14 protein-coding genes are annotated in these 15,723 nt (G+C 72.1%); all 14 read right to left on the bottom strand.

Translation table 11 applies throughout. The annotated features are described in order from the left end of the window. Positions 1-63 precede the first annotated feature (63 nt). Entirely contained in the window at positions 64-783 is a 720-nt protein-coding gene (locus ACIBEI_RS19835; RefSeq protein WP_398890461.1) for an SDR family oxidoreductase, read from the bottom strand. Next, a complete protein-coding gene (locus tag ACIBEI_RS19830) occupies positions 665-2,374 on the bottom strand; it encodes an MFS transporter (RefSeq protein ID WP_398890459.1) in 1,710 nt (569 codons plus the stop codon). The genes ACIBEI_RS19835 and ACIBEI_RS19830 overlap by 119 nt, the downstream gene beginning before the upstream one ends. After that, entirely contained in the window at positions 2,371-3,825 is a 1,455-nt protein-coding gene (locus ACIBEI_RS19825; RefSeq protein WP_398890457.1) for an adenylosuccinate lyase family protein, read from the bottom strand. The genes ACIBEI_RS19830 and ACIBEI_RS19825 overlap by 4 nt, the downstream gene beginning before the upstream one ends. Positions 3,826-3,830: 5 nt before the next feature. Then, complete coding sequence (locus ACIBEI_RS19820) at positions 3,831-5,690, bottom strand: FAD/NAD(P)-binding protein (RefSeq protein ID WP_398890455.1); 1,860 nt, start codon at positions 5,688-5,690, stop codon at positions 3,831-3,833. Beyond that, on the bottom strand, positions 5,687-6,613 hold the full coding sequence (locus ACIBEI_RS19815; protein WP_398890453.1) for an NAD-dependent epimerase/dehydratase family protein: 927 nt from the start codon (positions 6,611-6,613) through the stop codon (positions 5,687-5,689). Before ACIBEI_RS19815 ends, ACIBEI_RS19820 begins: the two co-directional genes overlap by 4 nt. A gap of 3 nt (positions 6,614-6,616) precedes the next feature. Then, the gene (locus tag ACIBEI_RS19810; RefSeq protein WP_398890451.1) at positions 6,617-7,195 is read right to left on the bottom strand and encodes a hypothetical protein; all 579 of its coding nucleotides are present in this window, start codon (positions 7,193-7,195) and stop codon (positions 6,617-6,619) included. Further along, entirely contained in the window at positions 7,192-8,919 is a 1,728-nt protein-coding gene (locus ACIBEI_RS19805; RefSeq protein WP_398890449.1) for a class I adenylate-forming enzyme family protein, read from the bottom strand. Before ACIBEI_RS19805 ends, ACIBEI_RS19810 begins: the two co-directional genes overlap by 4 nt. Further along, positions 8,906-9,835, bottom strand: a complete 930-nt coding sequence (locus tag ACIBEI_RS19800) for a hypothetical protein (RefSeq protein WP_398890447.1) — start codon at positions 9,833-9,835, stop codon at positions 8,906-8,908. The genes ACIBEI_RS19805 and ACIBEI_RS19800 overlap by 14 nt, the downstream gene beginning before the upstream one ends. Further along, the gene (locus ACIBEI_RS19795; protein ID WP_398890445.1) at positions 9,832-11,148 is read right to left on the bottom strand and encodes a beta-ketoacyl-[acyl-carrier-protein] synthase family protein; all 1,317 of its coding nucleotides are present in this window, start codon (positions 11,146-11,148) and stop codon (positions 9,832-9,834) included. Before ACIBEI_RS19795 ends, ACIBEI_RS19800 begins: the two co-directional genes overlap by 4 nt. Continuing rightward, positions 11,138-11,485: an acyl carrier protein gene (locus ACIBEI_RS19790; protein ID WP_398890443.1), complete on the bottom strand. Its 348-nt coding sequence runs from the start codon at positions 11,483-11,485 to the stop codon at positions 11,138-11,140. Before ACIBEI_RS19790 ends, ACIBEI_RS19795 begins: the two co-directional genes overlap by 11 nt. Then, positions 11,482-11,757 carry an acyl carrier protein gene (locus ACIBEI_RS19785; protein WP_189843965.1) on the bottom strand — a complete coding sequence of 92 codons (276 nt, stop codon included), beginning with the start codon at positions 11,755-11,757 and terminating at the stop codon, positions 11,482-11,484. Before ACIBEI_RS19785 ends, ACIBEI_RS19790 begins: the two co-directional genes overlap by 4 nt. Positions 11,758-11,890: 133 nt before the next feature. Then, on the bottom strand, positions 11,891-13,255 hold the full coding sequence (locus ACIBEI_RS19780; protein ID WP_398890839.1) for a class I adenylate-forming enzyme family protein: 1,365 nt from the start codon (positions 13,253-13,255) through the stop codon (positions 11,891-11,893). 119 nt (positions 13,256-13,374) lie between these two features. Beyond that, positions 13,375-14,715 (bottom strand): 3-dehydroquinate synthase II family protein, encoded by a 1,341-nt coding sequence (locus tag ACIBEI_RS19775; RefSeq protein WP_398890440.1) that lies wholly within the window; start codon positions 14,713-14,715, stop codon positions 13,375-13,377. Continuing rightward, the gene (locus ACIBEI_RS19770) at positions 14,712-15,539 is read right to left on the bottom strand and encodes a 2-amino-3,7-dideoxy-D-threo-hept-6-ulosonate synthase (protein ID WP_398890438.1); all 828 of its coding nucleotides are present in this window, start codon (positions 15,537-15,539) and stop codon (positions 14,712-14,714) included. Before ACIBEI_RS19770 ends, ACIBEI_RS19775 begins: the two co-directional genes overlap by 4 nt. Between the last annotated feature and the right edge of the window lie 184 nt (positions 15,540-15,723).

Raw genomic sequence — 15,723 nt, 5'->3', positions numbered from 1 at the left:
CCCCGGCGTCGGCGTTGGTGCTGGTGCTGGTGCCGGTGCCGGTGCCGCGGACGGGAGGGTCACTCAGTGGCCCAGCCCCGCACCCCCGTCCACCGGGATCACCGCCCCGCGCACATATCCCGCGCCGACCAGGAACGCCACCGCGTCGGCGACCTCCTCCGGCCGGGCGAGCCGGCCGGCCGGGGTCTGCCGCAGCAGGGTCCCGCGCTGCTCCTCGGTGAGCGCACGGCTCATGTCCGCCTCGGTCAGACCGGGCGCCACCACGTTGCAGGTGATGTCCCGGGGCCCGAGTTCATGGGTCAGCGACCGGGCGAAACCGACCAGACCCGCCTTCGACGCCGCGTAGTTGGTCTGCCCGGCGGCGCCGTGCAGCGCCGCCGTGGAGGAGATCAGCACGATACGTCCGTGGCCCCCGCCCAGCATTCCGCGCATCGCCCGCCGGGCGACCCGGAAGGCCCCAGTGAGGTTGGTGTCGACGACGGAGGTGAAGTCCTCCTCGGTCATCCGCACCAGCAGCCGGTCCTGGGTGGTGCCCGCGTTGGCGACCAGGACGGTGACCGGACCGTGGGCCGCCTCGGCCACCTTGAAGGCCAGGTCCACCTGCTGACTGTCCGTCACATCGCAGCGTACGGCGAGGAATCCAGCGGTCGCGGGCGGCGGCTCCTCACCGCGGTACGTCACCGTGACCCGGTCCCCCGCCGCCGCGAAGCGGCGGGCCGTGGCCAGCCCGATCCCCCGGTTCCCCCCGGTCACGAAGACCGACCGGCCCGTTGCCTGTTCCATCGGCGCCCCCACTTCCCCTGCCTCCGCCACTACTTGGTCTGTCGACGTTCCGTGTCCGCAGTCCCACGACGCCCACCGCGAATCCGACGACGGCCAGTACGGCGGTCCAGAACGTGGCCGCGTACATGGCGTCGAGGAAGGCGCGGTCGGCCGTGGCCGCCAGTTCGGGCAGCCGCAGTGAACCGGCCAGCGAGCGGGCCGCCTCGGCGGAGGTGCGTGCCTGTTCCACGACCTCCGGCGTCAACCCCCTTGCCCCGTCCGGGAGTTCGGCGTCCGCCATTCGCTCCCGGTACACCCCGGAGAGGATCGAGCCGGTCATCGCCACACCGAGCGTCCCGCCCACCTGCCGGGTGACGCTGTTGACGGCCGACCCGGCGCCCGCGAGATGTGGCGGCACTCCGCTCATCATCACGGCCGTGACCGGCGTACCGACCAGGCCCATCCCGAACCCCTGCACCCACAGCAGCGCGGCGACGGTCAGGACGGGGGTCCGTCCGTCGAACCACAGATAACCGACGTACGTGGCCGCCGTGGCCAGGACCCCGGCCGCGACCGTCCACCGGGCCGAGAGCAGCCGGCTCAGCGCGGGGGACGCCTGACTTCCCAGGACGATGCCGACGGCCGCGGCGATCATGACCGTTCCGGCGTCGGCGGGGGAGAGCCCGCGCGGCCCCTGCAAGTAGAAGGCCGCGTAGAAGAGGTGCCCGGCCAGTGCCATGAACGCGATCAGCAGCACCACGCTCCCCGCCGTGAACCCCGGCTGCCGGAACAGCCGCAGATCCAGGCTGGGCGCGGGTGACCTGCGCTGACCGGCGACGAAGGCGGCGAGCAGCGCGCAGCCGAGGAGGAGCGGGAGCAGCACGTACGGGCCGTACCAGATCTGCCCGTTGCCGAGTTCGATGACTCCGAAAACCACGCCGCCGAGACCGAGCACCGACAGGGCGAGGCCGGGCAGATCGAGCACCCGGCGCCGGGGCCCCTTCAACTCCGGTACGACGGCTACCACTCCGGCCATGCACAGGGCCACGATCGGCACGTTGACCAGGAACACCGAGCCCCACCAGAAGTGGCTGAGCAGCGACCCGCCCACGACCGGGCCGACGGCCACCCCGAGACCGCTGGACGAACTCCAGATCGCGATCGCCCGGGTGCGCTTCTCCTCCGGAGTGCTCTGCACGATGACCGAGAGGGTCGCCGGCATCAGCAGCGCGCTGCCCGCGCCCATGACGGCACGCGCCACGATCAGCCAGGCGGGACTCGTGGCGAAGGCGCCCGCGCCGGAGGCCGCGCCGAACAGCGCGAGCCCCGCGACGAGGGTGTTCCGGGGGCCGAAACGGTCGGCCAGCGCGCCGCCCGCGAAGAGCGTGCCGGCGAAGACCAGGGTGTAGGCGCTCGCCACCCACTCCAGTTCGGCGGGGGTCGCGCCCAGGCCGTCGACCGGGTCGGCGAGCGTGGTGACGGCGACGTTGAGGACCGAGGTGTCCAGCCAGATCAGCATCTGGGCGCAGACCACGACCAGGAGAACGGGCCAGGACCGGGACGGGACGGCCTTCTCCCCCGCCTCCTCCTCCGCCCGGTTCGCGGTGGTCATCGGCTGCCTCCCTTGTCGTCGAGATCCGCGTCATGCGCGTACCGGCCCAGCGCCCGGTCGACCAGTGCGTCGGCCGCGCCCGTGTAGTGGGCCGGGTCGAGCAGTTCCGACAGCCGGTCGGGGGTGAACAGGGCGGAGAGTTCGGGGTGTTGGGCCAGTACCTCGGCGAGTGGGCGCCCGGTGTCGGCCACCTCGGCGGACGCGGCGGTCAGCAGCTTCTTCGCCCGCGCCTTGCCGAACGCCGGGGCCAGCACCACCGTCAGCCGCTCGGTCACGAGGGCGCCCCCGGTCAGTTCGAGGTTGGCCAGCATCCGCTCCGGGTGGACGACCAGCCCCTCGGCGAGTTCGACGGCGGTGTGCGCGGCCCCGCCCGCCAGCCGCAACGCCTCCCGCAGCGGCTGCCATTCGGCGTGCCACGCCCCGGCGGGCCGCTCGTCCTCGGCCAGCAGACACTGGGCCAGTACGAGCGCATGGGCGGGCACCTGACGGGCGGCCGACACGATCAGCGTGGCGAGCGCGGGATTGCGCTTCTGCGGCATCGCCGAGGAGGCCCCGCGTCCGGCGGCCGCGGGCTCGGACACCTCACCGATCTCCGTACGGGACAGGGTCTGCACGTCGAGCGCGAACTTGCCGAGCGCGCCCGTGACCAGCTGGAGTACCGCCCCCACCTCCGCGACGGGCGTACGCACGGTGTGCCACGGCAGCACCGGCTCGGCCAGCCCCAGCGCCTCGGCGAAGGGGCGGAGCAACTCGACTCCACCCTCGCCGCCGACCGGCTCCCGGCCCCCGCCCCCGTCACTCCCGTCCTGCCCGCGGTCCAGCAGGGCGTACTCGCGGTAGGCGGCGAGCGTCCCGGCCGCTCCCCCCAACTGGGCCGGGAGCGCGGCGGCGACGGCCCGAACCCGGACCAGGGCGTCGCCGACCAACTGGAGCCAGCCCGCCGCCTTGAGACCGAAGGTGGTGGGCACCGCGTGCTGGGCCAGGGTCCGACCGGCGAGCACGGTACGGCGGTGGGTGTCGGCCAGCGCGGCCAGGGCGGCGCCGGTGCGTTCCAGGTCGGCGGCGATCAGTCCGAGCACCCTGCGGGCGACCAGCATGACCGCCGAGTCGAGGATGTCCTGGCTGGTCGACCCCCGGTGTACGTACTCGGCGGCGGCCGCGCCCTTGGCGGCGACCACCTCTGTGAACGCCGTCACCAGCGCGACCACCGGGTTGGCTGCGGCCCGGGCCGCGTGGGCCAGGGCGACCAGGTCCAGCCGGTCCGCACGGGCCACCGAGGCGATCGCCCGTACCGCGGCGGCGGGGGTCAGTCCGACCGCGTACTGCGCCCGGGCCAGGGCCACTTCGGCGTCCAGCATGGCCTGCAGCCACGCCTCGTCGGTCACCTCGGCGGCCGCGGGCGTACCCGCCCAGGTGGGGGCGAGCAGGCCCGCGTCGGTACCCACGGACATCACGTTCACGCTCCTCGCCTTTCTTCGTCTGGTATGTGACGTATCGTCAAATCACTTGGGGGTGCCGGTATTTCGGCGTCCTCCAGGCTCAGCGCCGCCCGAGCGATCGCGTCCGAGTCCTCCAGCGTCACCGAGCCGACGCCCGGCCTGATGCCGACCGCCGTCACCCAGCGCACCCCCTCCGTCGGCACCCCGAAGGCGAACCGGCGCGGGTGTGCCCGGCCGGCCGCGTCCACCAGCCGGGGCGGGTTTCTGGTCACCGCGAGGCCGCCCGTCTCCTGTCCGCCCAGCCGGTACGGGACGCAGTCACCGGCCGCCAGCAGCCCCCGCAGCAGGGGATCGGCGCTCCGCCGCAGATCGACGACGGGCAGCCGCGCCTCGACGAGCGCGCGGACCGGCACCGGGGCTTCGGGCACCTGCTCCGCGTCCACGAGGAAACCGCCGTCGCGCGCGGAGGGCCGTACGCGCGTCCCCGGGCCGAGCACATGCACCACCTCGGCCTCGATCAGCGCGATCAGCTGCTCGATGCGGAAGGCGGGCGGGCCGATCGACGTGTAGGCGTTCAACGGCGTGTACCAGCCGTCCAGTTCGGCCCGGTAGGACGCGCCGGACACCCCGCCGTGGTCGACCACCAGCCGGATCTCGTTGCGCAGGTCCCGCAGTGCGTCCAGCGCGGCCTTCACCGGCCCGCTCACATTGCCCAGCCGGGCCTCGGCAACATCCCGCCGCAGGTACTCCAGCAGCCAGTGCCGGAAGTCGTCGCGGCCGGTGAAGTCCCGGTCGCCGTAGGGCCGTTCGATCCGCCGCCAGTCCCACGGCTCGGCGGGCGGCACCCCGTACCGGTCGATCCACGCCTCGCCGTAGACGGTCCGCACCTCACGGTCGATCAGCGGCCAGATGTCGTCGCGGAAGGAGACGGGGTGACCGTCGTCCGCCCGCCGCCGCAGCCCGGCGATGACCTCGGGGGTCAGGAAGCGGGGGTGGTGGCGGCCGAGCGCGCCCTTCTCGTTCTCGCCGCGTGCGTGGTACGGGACCCCGCGCCGCGAACCGGCGTACAGCACAGGCTCGTTGCCGCTCGGCAGGTACACCAGGCCGGACTCGCTCTCCTTGAAGGTGCCGCCGCGCCCCTCGGTGAGCAGCGCCACGCAGTCGAAGAAGTTCAGCCCCAGGCCGCGCAGGGCGACCGGTGTGCCCGGGGCGATCCGGCTCAGGTCGGCGTCGGCCGGGTTGGCGGGCCGCACGTAGAGCGAGCCGTGCCGGTCGGCGAAGGCGCCCAGCGCACGCTCCTCCGGGCTCGGGGTCAGGCCGCCGTGGCCGAGCGCCAGCACCACCGAGTCCAGCCCGGTCAGCCGGCCGCCGTCCGCCAGCGTCACCGTCTGCCGCCCGTCCGGGGTGTCCGCCAGCGCGACCGCGGTCGCCCGGTGCGTGTGGACCGTCACCCCGGGAGGGGCGGTGCGTAAGAGATGCCGGAAGACCCACTCCAGGTAGTGGCCGTGGAAGGCGCGGGTCGGATAGGTGTCCGGGCCGAGCCGCCGCGCCTCCTCCAGAACCCGGTCCGGGTACGCCTCGGGCCGCAGGGCGCGCGCCCACTCGTAGAGACTCGGCCCCGGAACGGACGGCCCCGCGCAGGCCACGCTGTCGTCGGTGAACAGGGTCACCTGGGAGGCGACCGTGTTCATCAGCAGCTCGGCCGGCTGGTCGGTACGCCACACCGCGCCCGCGCCTGGCGGGTACGGGTCGACGAGGTGGACGGCGACCGGGCGGGCGGCCCGGTCCGCGTTGGCGCAGATCCGCTCCAGGACCGAGAGGCCGCGCGGACCGGCTCCGATCACGCACAAACTGATGACGTCACCGGGGCCGGTCATTCCCGGCCCAGCCCGTCGCGCCAGCTCGGCCGCAGCGGCTTCCAGCCCAGTTCCGTACGGGCCCGGTCGTTCGCCGCGCCCCGTGCCGCGGTGAGCTGGTGGGCCATGAACCAGCCGAGGAGCCGGGGCGCGAGTGCCGCCGGAATCGTCCGCGGGGGCGGGCCGCCCAGCGTGCGGGCGAAGTGCGGCAGCCACTGCGCGGCCGGGGCCGGATCGTCGTCGGTCACATGGAAGACGCCGGTGACATCCGACTCGACCGCCGCCACGGCCGCCCCCACGGCGTCCACCACATGCACGAACGAGGTGATCCCGGCCCCGCCCTCGGGCAGCGGGAACTTCCCGGTCAACACCCGTTGGCCGGTCCCGCCGATACGGGCGTACCCGGTGCCGGGCCCGTACAGCGTGCCGTACCGCAGCACCACGCCCGCGAGGTCCGGACCTCCGCCCAGGACCTGCCGCTCCAGCTCGGCGACGGCCCGTACGGTGGCGGCCCAGCCGGCGTCCGGGGCGTCCACGTACAGCGGCGCGTCCTCGTCGAGGACCGGGTCCCCGGCCGGGGCGGCGGCGAAGGCGACGGACTGCGCGACCAGCCGCCGCGCACCGGCCGCACGGGCCGCCGCGACGAGATGGGCGGTCCCCTCGGTCCGCAGCCGCGCGGTCAGTGCGAAGGCCTCCACGGGGTCGGCGGGCAGCAGCCGCAAGGCCGTCATCTGGTGGACGACCACCTCGGGCCGGGCGGCCGACACCGCGGACAGCAGGCCCTCCCGGTCCAGGGCGTCGGCGACCACGACCGCGTCGGCCTCCGGAGCCCGGGCCCGGGACTCCTCCCGTACCAGCGCGCTCACTTCATGACCCCGCGCCCGCAACGCTCCCACCAGCGGATGTCCGACCACGCCGGTGGCCCCGGCGACCAGTACGCGCACGGCTCAGCCCTCCGTTGCGGGGGAGGGGACAGGGGCGAGAGGAGTGGCTACGCGCATCAGCAGACGGCACGCCTTGTCGCCGTCGCGCAGACAGCTCTCGGCCCGGTTCTCCGTCAGGGTCACGCCGAGTCCTTCGGACCAGCCCGCGTGGATGTCGGTGCACGGGCACCGGTAGCCCTCCAGCGAACCGGCCATCCGGACCATGGTGACGGCGAAGTTCCGCCGCAGCGTGAGCACGATCAGGCCCGCGCCACCGTCCCCTCCCTCGCATTTGTCCTCGACCTCGGTGGAGGCGTTGCGCAGCTCCCGCGGGAACATCCGGTCGCCGCACTCGTCGTAGCGGCGGCGCAGCTCCTCCAGGTCCTTGCCGTTGTCACCGCTGCCGGGCAGCGGTCCGGACCGGCGGCCGACGCGCTGCCCGACGTGGACGGCGACCTTGCGCAGCGCCTCCGCGTTGAGCTCGTTCGCGGCCTGCTGCCCGAACCGGCTCGCCACGCCCTGGTACCAGTGGGCGTCGTGCTGCCACCACAGCCGGTACGCCTCCACGGTCCGCGCGCGCTGGTTGACCTCCTCGGCACTCACACCTGCCCCCTGACGGCGAACCGGTCGCGCATCACGCGTTTCAGGACCTTGCCGGTGGCGCCCTTGGCCACGTCGTCGGGCTTCATCCGCAGGGCGTGGGTGACCGGGGGGAATCCGGCGCGTACGAGAACGGCGTTGACCCGCGAGGTCCACACCTCGTCGCCGTCGTGCTTGGCTGTCTCGTGCTCGGCTGTCTCGTTCTCTGTGGGCTCGTTCTCCGTGGTCTCGTCCGCGAGTTGGAGCAGTGCGTACGCCTCGGCCTCGCCGTCGCCGTCCCAGTCGGCCCGTACGCCCTCGGGGGCCACCCCGACGACCGTGCAGTCGGCCAGCTCGGGCAGCTCCCGGAGCAGGAGTTCCTCGGTGCGGGTGCTGAAGAGGATCCCGTCGCGGGTGCGGACGGCGTCCGGTGCCCGGTCGAGGTGGTAGAAGTTGCCCTCCTCGTCCTGCTGGGCGAGGTCCCCGGTGAGCCAGTAGCCGCCCAGCCGCATCCGGTTCCAGGTCAGCGAGTCGTTCCAGTAACCGGGCGTGAGAGTGGGCGACTTGAGGCCGAGGCGGCCGATCCGGCCGGGCGGCAGCGGGGTGCCGTCCTCGGCGAGCACGGCGGCCTCGGCGAAGCTGATCGGCTTGCCGACACAGCGCGAGTAGGCCGAGGTGTCCTTGGTGTGCCGGTTGTGGAAGACGGAGTACCCGGCCTCCGAGGAGCCGAGCCCGTCCACGAATACGGACCCCTCGACCCGTACGCGCCGCAGGTCCTTGCCCATCGTCTGGTGGCTGCCGTGCTGGACGAGGGCCCGGATGTGCGCCTCGTGGGCCGCGTCCCCGGTGTTGAACCACACCTGCACGCTCGACAGATCACGGTCCGCCAGCGTCTCGGCGGCCATCTCGCCGAAGGTCCCGGCGAAGGCCAGCACGGTGGTGGGCCCGAACTCCTCGATGGCGTCCAGCACTTGGGCACCGCGCTGGCTGGAGAGCAGCTTGATGTCCGTGCGCAGCAGCAGGCAGTACAGCAGCGTCGCCACCATGGCGTTGTGCGCGCCAGGCAGCCCCACCAGCGTGCGGGCCATGTCGGTGCCGGTGGAGTAGCGGAGCCGGTGCACCTGCGCGTACATCAGCGTCCGGTGGGTGTGCGGAACTCCCTTGGGCATACCGGTGGTTCCGGAGGAGTGCGAGATGAGCACCGGATCGGTGGGGTCGTGCCGGTACGGATAGGAGGGCGGGAGCAATTCGCGGTGCTCCGGGCGGATGTCGTCGGCGGTCACGCAGAAGCCGAGCCCCTCCGTCGACTCCGCTCCCTCCACCGGCGCCAGCACGTCATGGTGCTCGCGGTCCGTGAAGGCGCCGACCGCGCCCTGCCGGCGTACGTACTCCCGGGCGGTTTCCGGAGGCAGATTGCCGTTGACGAACGACGGGACGGCACCGAGAGCCGTCAGCGCCAGGAAGTTCACCGCGAACTCGGTACTGGAGTAGGAGTGGACGGCGACCGGGTCGCGGGGCCGCACACCCTGGGCGGCGTACCAGCCCGCGTACGTCTCGACCGCCTCGTTCAGCTGTCCGAGCGTCAGTGTCTCGGGCCGGCTGCCGTCCGGCGCTCGCCAGCCGCCGTCCGTCCACAGCACGGGTTCGTCGAGCGGCCGGCCGTACGCGGTCAGGCGCTCCAGTACGTTGCCGGCGCCGAGTTCGGTGTCGGAGCAGATCCGCGCCCGCTCCTGTCTACTGATGAGCATGGGTCTCCGTCTCGTTCCTTGCGATGGTCGTTGCCTCTGTGCCGGCGGTGTCGGCGGTGTCGGCGGTGAGGAGGAACGCGGGCGCGCGCGGGTCGGTCACCAGGACCTGGCTGCCGCCCTCCCGCAGCAGTCGCCGGTGGAGGCCGACCAGGTCGAACAGGCTCTGGATGCTGCCGGGACGCACGCGTGTGCCGGTCCCGTCGGCGCTGGTGCCGCCGTCGCTCTCGTACGCCTCTGCCGACCGGACCGAGACCGGTGTTCCGGTGCCGGGGCGGCCGAGCAGGACGGCCGCCGCGAGTCCGGCGTCCGGGGGAAGGGCCGGGACCGGGGCCGGGGCCGGATGACCGTGGCTGTCGGCCAGTTCGTCGTACACGGCGGCCAGCCGCTCGCCGCCGCCCAGTTCGACGCCCACCACCAGGACCCGGTCCACCTCCGGGTCCTCCAGGAGAAGGTCGGCCATGGAGAGCAGTTCGGTCACCGGGTCGTCGAGGGTGGAGAGGCTGAACATCTGCCCGGTGATCCCGAACTCCCGGCTCAGATAGCCCAGTACGGAGTTGGGGGTGGCCTGCATGAACAGCAGCGGGTTGTGGACCCGCCCGGAGACCATCCGCCGGCTGGCCAGATCCGCGGTGGTGGTGTCACCGGTCGTACTCGCCAGTGCCACCGCGGTACGCGCCCCGTCCTCGGGCCGTTCGGCGAGGCACTGCCGGGCGGCCTCGTACGCGAGCGGGCTGAAGGCCGACTCCACGAAGCCGGGGAGTCTCGGCAGCGGGATGTCGCCGTCCCGCCCGGTGCCGTGGGTGGCGGTGGCCGTGGAGAGGATGCCGAGGGGCGTACGCAGCACGGGCTTGCGGGTGTTCCCGGCCGTGGTCTTGGTGTTCGTGTTCGTGTTCGTGGTGTTCTCGGTCGGGGTCACGGCCGCTCCAGGACGAGTGCGGTGTTGGCGCCCCCGAAGGCGGCGTTGACGGTGAGGGCCCGGCGGAGGTCGGCCGGGCGCGGCTCGTTCGGCACGTAGTCGAGGTCGCACTCCGGGTCGGGCGCGGTGAATCCGGCGGTCGGCGGCAGTACGCCGTCCGTCAGGGCCAGCATCGTGATCACGAACTCCACGACGCCCGCCGCCTCCAGGAGATGGCCGGTGGTGCTCTTGGTCGAGCTGACCGGTATCGACTCGGCCCGCTCGGGGAAGGCGGCCCGCAGCCCTCGGGTCTCGGCCCCGTCGTTGTACTTGGTGCCGGTGCCATGGGCGTTGACGTAGTCGAGGGTGGCCCCGTCCGGGTCGCCGACGAGCCGCATCGCCTGCCGTGTCGCGCGGGCGAGCCCGACACCCTCCGGGTGCGGCTGGGCGATGTGGTGGGCGTCCGAGGCCGCGCCCCAGCCCACCACGCCCGCCAGCGGCCGGGCCCCGCGCCGCCGGGCATGCTCGGCGGACTCCAGCACGACGACCGCCACACCGTCGCCGAGCAACAGCCCACTCCGGTCCACGCTGAACGGCCGCACCATCCCGTCCCGCGACAGCGCCCGCCCGGAGTCGAACTTCCCGAACGTCTCCTCCTCCACCAGATACCCGCCCCCACAGACGGCCACATCGATCCGCCCGGAGGAAATCAGCCGACAGCCATGAATGATCGCGGCAGCAGAGGCGACACAGGCATTGGTGAAGGTGAGCCGGGTCCCGACCAACCCGAGTTCCCTGGCCAGGAGTTCGGCCAGCCGAGCGGGCACGGCGTCGGCAACTCGCTGAGAGCCGGTGGCGGGGAAGGTGTCGGCAACTCGCCGTGAGCCGGTGGCGGGAACGGCATCGGCAACCGACTCTGCGCCCACGGAGCTCCCGCGCACCGGCTGCTTTTCAGGGGCGCGGGGAACTGCGCGACCAGCCACAACGGACCCGCAGCCAGCATCCGACCCGGCGCCCCGCCAATACCGAGTCACACTCGTGTGATCCCCGGCCACACCGAGCAGAACGGCAGCCTCCGCACCCGCGCCGAGCCCCGCCATGGCAAGGGCTTCGTCCCCACACTCTGCAAGCGCATGCCGCAGGGCCCAGCCCTCAACACCCCCGGGCCCATCAGCCGCAGCCCCCGCCATCGCCGTACGGTAAGGCCCGGTATCGAACCGGGTCGTAGCCGTGAACGACGGAACCCCCGCAAAAACCCCCCGCCGCAAGGCATCGCCCCCCATACCGAACGCGGTACGCACACCGAACCCGGTGACGGTCACCTCACCGCTCACGGGGACCACCCCCTTCACGGCGGACGGCCTGGTCCGTCTGCGCGGCGCACAGATAGTCGGTGAGCCGCCGCAGAGAGGTGAACCCGGCGATGTCCTCGTAGCTGGGCTCGACGACCAGCCCGAACCGCTCCTCCACCACGTGCAGCAGCCACACCAACCCCAGGGAATCCAGGATCAGTTCGGTGTCCGCACCGAGCTCGTCGGGCACGCCGGGAAAGATCTTGCGGTCCGCCAGCAGCTCACGGACGGTGTCGACGGTGAGGGGCGAGAGCGTGGGCGTGGGCGTGGGCGCGGGTTCGCCCTCGCGTGCGTCGCTCGCCGTGGCCCCCGTACTCATGCCTTCGCACCGCGTCGGACGATCTCGGCGACGAGGGAGCCGAGGGTCAGCGAGGCGAGGGGCTCGATGTCGGTGTCCGGTATCTCCACACCGAACCGCGTCTCCAGCCGCAACGTGAGCTCGATCAGACTCAACGAGTCCAGATCCAGCCCCCCGACGGTCACCGGACTCTCGTCGGTGATGCCGTCACGGCTCATCAGGATGTTCATCTCGTCGATGACGGTGCCAAGAACGAACTCACGGATCTCGTCTTCCAAGACAGACGTACTCATGATGGATGTCTCCATGTGAAGGATCGCGAAAGGTGTATTCCGGCGCAGCACGGGCGCCCCTTCAGGGGCGCGGGGAACTGCGCGACAAGCCACAACGGGCCCGCGGCCAACGATCAACGGGAGCTACCCCGCCTCACCCGACAGCGCGTTCACGCAACAACGTGGGCTGGCGAACAAGCTTCCCGTTGGACGTACGAGGCAACGCATCCAACAGCCGAACCACCCGGGGCAACTTGTAGTCGGCGAGCCGCTCCCGACACCACCGCAGCAACTCCTCGGAGGAAGCCACGGCAGCCGTCACGACATACGCCTCGGTCACGCCCTCGTGAACCACGACCGCCTGCTCAACCGCAGGATGCCCCCGCAACACGTTCTCGACCTCGGTGAGATCCACCTTGAGACCGCCGATCACGACGAGCGAGTCGGCACGGCCATGCACCCGCACCGCCCCGCTGTCGTCGACCGAGGCCCGGTCCCGCGTACGCAGCCAGCCGTCGGCGTACTGCGTACCGCCGGAGTCGAAGAGGTAGGGCGACTCGTCGAGGGCGACGTCCAGTTCGCCCTGCCGCACCCGTACGACCATGCCCGGTGCGGCCGGGCCGACCGACGGCCGCAGCGTGCCGCCGACGTCCATGGCGACCACACCGCTCTCGGTGGTGCCGTAGGACTCGCCGACCGGCACCCCGTACCGCTCGGTGAACCGGGCGGCGACGTCCGGCGGCATCAGTTCGCCGCCGGACACCGCGACCCGCAGGTCGGGCAGTTCGGGGGGATCGATGGCGGCCGCGAGCAGTTCGTAGTGCATCGGCACCCCGAACACGGCGGTGACCCGGTGGTCCACCGCGGTCCGCAGGAGGTCGCGGGCGGAGATCCGGGGTGCGAAGACGACGGAGACGCCGGCCGCCAGGGAGTGCAGCAGCCCGGCGACCAGGCCGAAGCTGTGCGCTGTCGAACTGAGCAGCAGTACGCGGTCGCCCTCGCCCGGCATTCCGCCGATGCCGGCGAACCGGTCCACCTCGGCGGCGAGCGAGGCGGCGGTCCTGCCGATCACCTTGGGCCGCCCGGTGGAGCCGGAGCTGAACTGGACAAGCCGGTGCCCGGTGGCGGCCGGCCGTCCCGTTCCGCGGCACTCGGTGACGACCTCGTACTCGGGCCGGAAGCCGAACGTCGCCTGGACGTTGGAGCCCGCCCGGACCATGAACTGCGGCCGGCAGGACGCGCAGAGGGCCGCCACCTCGGCCGGTTTGAGCCGGAAGTCGAAGAGCATCACCTGGGCGCCCAGCCGCCACAGTGCGAGCAGCACCTCGACCTGGGTGAAGCTGGGCGGAGTCCGCAGACCGACGGCGCTGCCCGGCCCGATACCGAACCCGGCGAACACGGCAGCCTGCTTGGCCACCCGCTCCCGTAACTCGCCGCGGGTGATGGTCTCCTGTTGATGCGTCAGATACGGCAGAGCGTCGTCCCGCGCATCGAGCAGCCGCCGGACCAGAGAACCCATCCCGTCGACGTCCACGGGACCACCGGACGGGTGATCGCTGACTGTGTCTCTGTCTCTGCCTCTGTCCTTGAGGGGGTCTCTCAGCGGGCCTCTCCGGGGGTCTTTCAGGCCGCCGCCCATCAGACCTCCTTGCAGAACTCGCCGATGGGCAGGCCCACATGGCGCTTGTCCGTGGCCAGATAGCCGAGGAGTTCGTCGCCCGTCCGCAGTTCGGTGACGTTGAGGACCTTCCCGCCCGGGCCGAGCACCCGTACGTGCCAGTCGTCCTGCACGGTCAGACTGACCAGCCGTCCGTCCTCGGCGTGGGTGCGGATCTCAAGCAGCGGCCGGGACTCCAGCTTGGCGCGGCCGACCACGACCCGCCGGGTACGGCCGTCGGCGCCGACCCCGAGCAGGACACTGCCGGAACCGACCTCGCTGAGGTAGCTGGTGCGATTGTAGGGCCCGAGCGTGTACGAGTGCAGGGCACCGGCGTTGACCCGGAACGGCCTGGTCGGCATGTACGGCAGCGGGTGTGTCTCGCTGCAGCAGAGCACGAACCCGGAGGAGTACGAGCCGACGAGGATGCCCTCGTCCTCCTCGAAGTGCGAGCAGGTGTCCACGCAGACCCGGTCGCCGAGCCCGACGTGCCGGATGCTCTCCACGGTCAGCGTGGACAGCTCCAGTTGGGGGGTCGTGGCCTCCAACAGCCGTGCCAGCGCGAAGACTTCGTCGGCGCTGCGGGGCGTGAACAGGATGCCGTCCGAGCCGCGTTCGAGGACGTCGAAGACGATGGCCGCCTCCTCCAGGCCGTCGACGACGGTCACCAGCTTGCCCTCGGCGGACTCTGCCGCGGCGAGCACGATCTCCAGCGGGATCTTGGTCGGGTCGGCGAAGTGGATGACGGTGTACGGCAACGCCATGGCGCCCGCGCAGGACAGCGTCAGGGTGCGGTCGTCCCGTACGTCTATGAATCCGGCGGCGGGCGTGCCACTGGTGCCTCCGGTGCCGCCAGTCCCACCGCCGGCCTGGTTGTCCGCGGCGAGGGCGTCCAGCTCCTCCTGGGTGCCGAACTTCCGCAGCAGGAGGTCGATTCCGGCGGCGGGTCCGGCGGGTCCGGCGGGTCCGGAGGCGGCTCCGGTGACGGTTCCCGTGACGTTTCCGCTGCCGGCCGGGGAACTACCCTTCCCGGAGGGCAGGTTGGTGTCCTGCGCACCCCCGGAACCCTTCACCTCCTTGTCGCCGGGCCTCGCCCCGGGCCTGTCACCGGCCCTGTCACCGGGCCTGTCCCCGGGCTTCTTCGTGGCGGCCGTGCCCCCGGCCCCCGTGACCAGCACCCGGGTGACAGTCGGCGGCAGCGTCCCGAGGAACTCGGCGTCGGTGGCCACGACTCCGGCCATCCGGCTGTGGACGGCCGCGTCGACCACCGCCTGGAGCTGCGGACGGGGGACCTCACGGAGATCGATCCATGCGAACCTCATGCGACTCCTGCCACGATCGTCGAATATTTAGGCATGCTCATGTCATCTGTGATGCCGCTGCCGCTGCCGCCGCCGTGCACGACCGCGGAGAGCCGGGACACCAGCGCGGCGGGCGAGGGGGCCGAGAAGATCCGGCGGCCGATGGCAAGGCCCCGGCAGCCGGTGGCCATCACGGCGGCCCCGTACTCGACCAGGTCGGAGCCGTCAGGCGGACCGCCGGCCGCGAGCACGGGGATCGGGCTGTTGGCCACGACCTCGGCCATCCGGTCGATCGGCAGGGCGACGGAGGTCTTCACCATGTCCGCGCCCAGGTCGGCGGCGACGTTGGCGAGATGGGCGAGGAGGGCGGGGTCGCGCGGGTCCTCGATGCGGGGGCCGCGGGGGTAGACCATCGCGATCAGCGGCATGCCCCACGCGTCGCAGGAACGGGCCACCGCCCCCAGGTCGGCGAGCTGCTGGGCCTCGGTGTCCGAGCCGATGTTCACGTGGACGCTGACCGCGTCGGCGCCGAGCCGCAGCGCCTCCTCGACGTCGGCGACCAGCACCTTGGCGTGGACGTCGGCGGAGCGGGCGGTGCTGGCGCTCAGGTGCACCACCAGGGCGCAGCTCTTCAGGATGTCCGGCGGGAAGGCGCTCGCCCGCCCCTTGTGGACGATGATCCCGTCGGCCCCGCCGGCCACCAGGGCGCGCAGCAGGTCGTCCCACTTGTCGGCGGGGACGATCGGGCCGTCCGAAACGCTGTGGTCGAGCGGTACGAGCAGGTGCCGGTCGTCACCCGCGAGCGAAAGTCTTCTCAAGCGTAATAGCTTGCCAGTTTTCAGCATGGGTAATGCGCCTTCCCAGCCCGGAGGCCGCATTTAAGAAAGCCGAACCGCGACATCCTGTTGCGGTCTCCATGTCCGAAAAACGATGGTCGTAGAACTTTCAAGTTCAGTCGGTCATCAGCATTCACGCGTAATCAGCCGTTGGCAAGGCGTGATCACCGGCAAATTTTTATGTGGGATCGGG

It is taken from the genome of Streptomyces sp. NPDC050988, from assembly GCF_044456225.1.
GTDB lineage: Bacteria > Actinomycetota > Actinomycetes > Streptomycetales > Streptomycetaceae > Streptomyces.
Note: the sequence above shows the minus strand (reverse complement) of the source record. Positions and strands in the feature narration are given on the sequence as shown.

Coding starts and splice junctions, on each gene's coding strand:
- ACIBEI_RS19835 (WP_398890461.1), bottom strand. CDS start 783: ATGGAACAGGCAACGGGCCGGTCGGTCTTCGTGACCGGGGGGAACCGG.
- ACIBEI_RS19830 (WP_398890459.1), bottom strand. CDS start 2,374: ATGACCACCGCGAACCGGGCGGAGGAGGAGGCGGGGGAGAAGGCCGTC.
- ACIBEI_RS19825 (WP_398890457.1), bottom strand. CDS start 3,825: ATGTCCGTGGGTACCGACGCGGGCCTGCTCGCCCCCACCTGGGCGGGT.
- ACIBEI_RS19820 (WP_398890455.1), bottom strand. CDS start 5,690: ATGACCGGCCCCGGTGACGTCATCAGTTTGTGCGTGATCGGAGCCGGT.
- ACIBEI_RS19805 (WP_398890449.1), bottom strand. CDS start 8,919: ATGCTCATCAGTAGACAGGAGCGGGCGCGGATCTGCTCCGACACCGAA.
- ACIBEI_RS19790 (WP_398890443.1), bottom strand. CDS start 11,485: ATGAGTACGGGGGCCACGGCGAGCGACGCACGCGAGGGCGAACCCGCG.
- ACIBEI_RS19785 (WP_189843965.1), bottom strand. CDS start 11,757: ATGAGTACGTCTGTCTTGGAAGACGAGATCCGTGAGTTCGTTCTTGGC.
- ACIBEI_RS19780 (WP_398890839.1), bottom strand. CDS start 13,255: ATGGGTTCTCTGGTCCGGCGGCTGCTCGATGCGCGGGACGACGCTCTG.
- ACIBEI_RS19775 (WP_398890440.1), bottom strand. CDS start 14,715: ATGAGGTTCGCATGGATCGATCTCCGTGAGGTCCCCCGTCCGCAGCTC.
- ACIBEI_RS19770 (WP_398890438.1), bottom strand. CDS start 15,539: ATGCTGAAAACTGGCAAGCTATTACGCTTGAGAAGACTTTCGCTCGCG.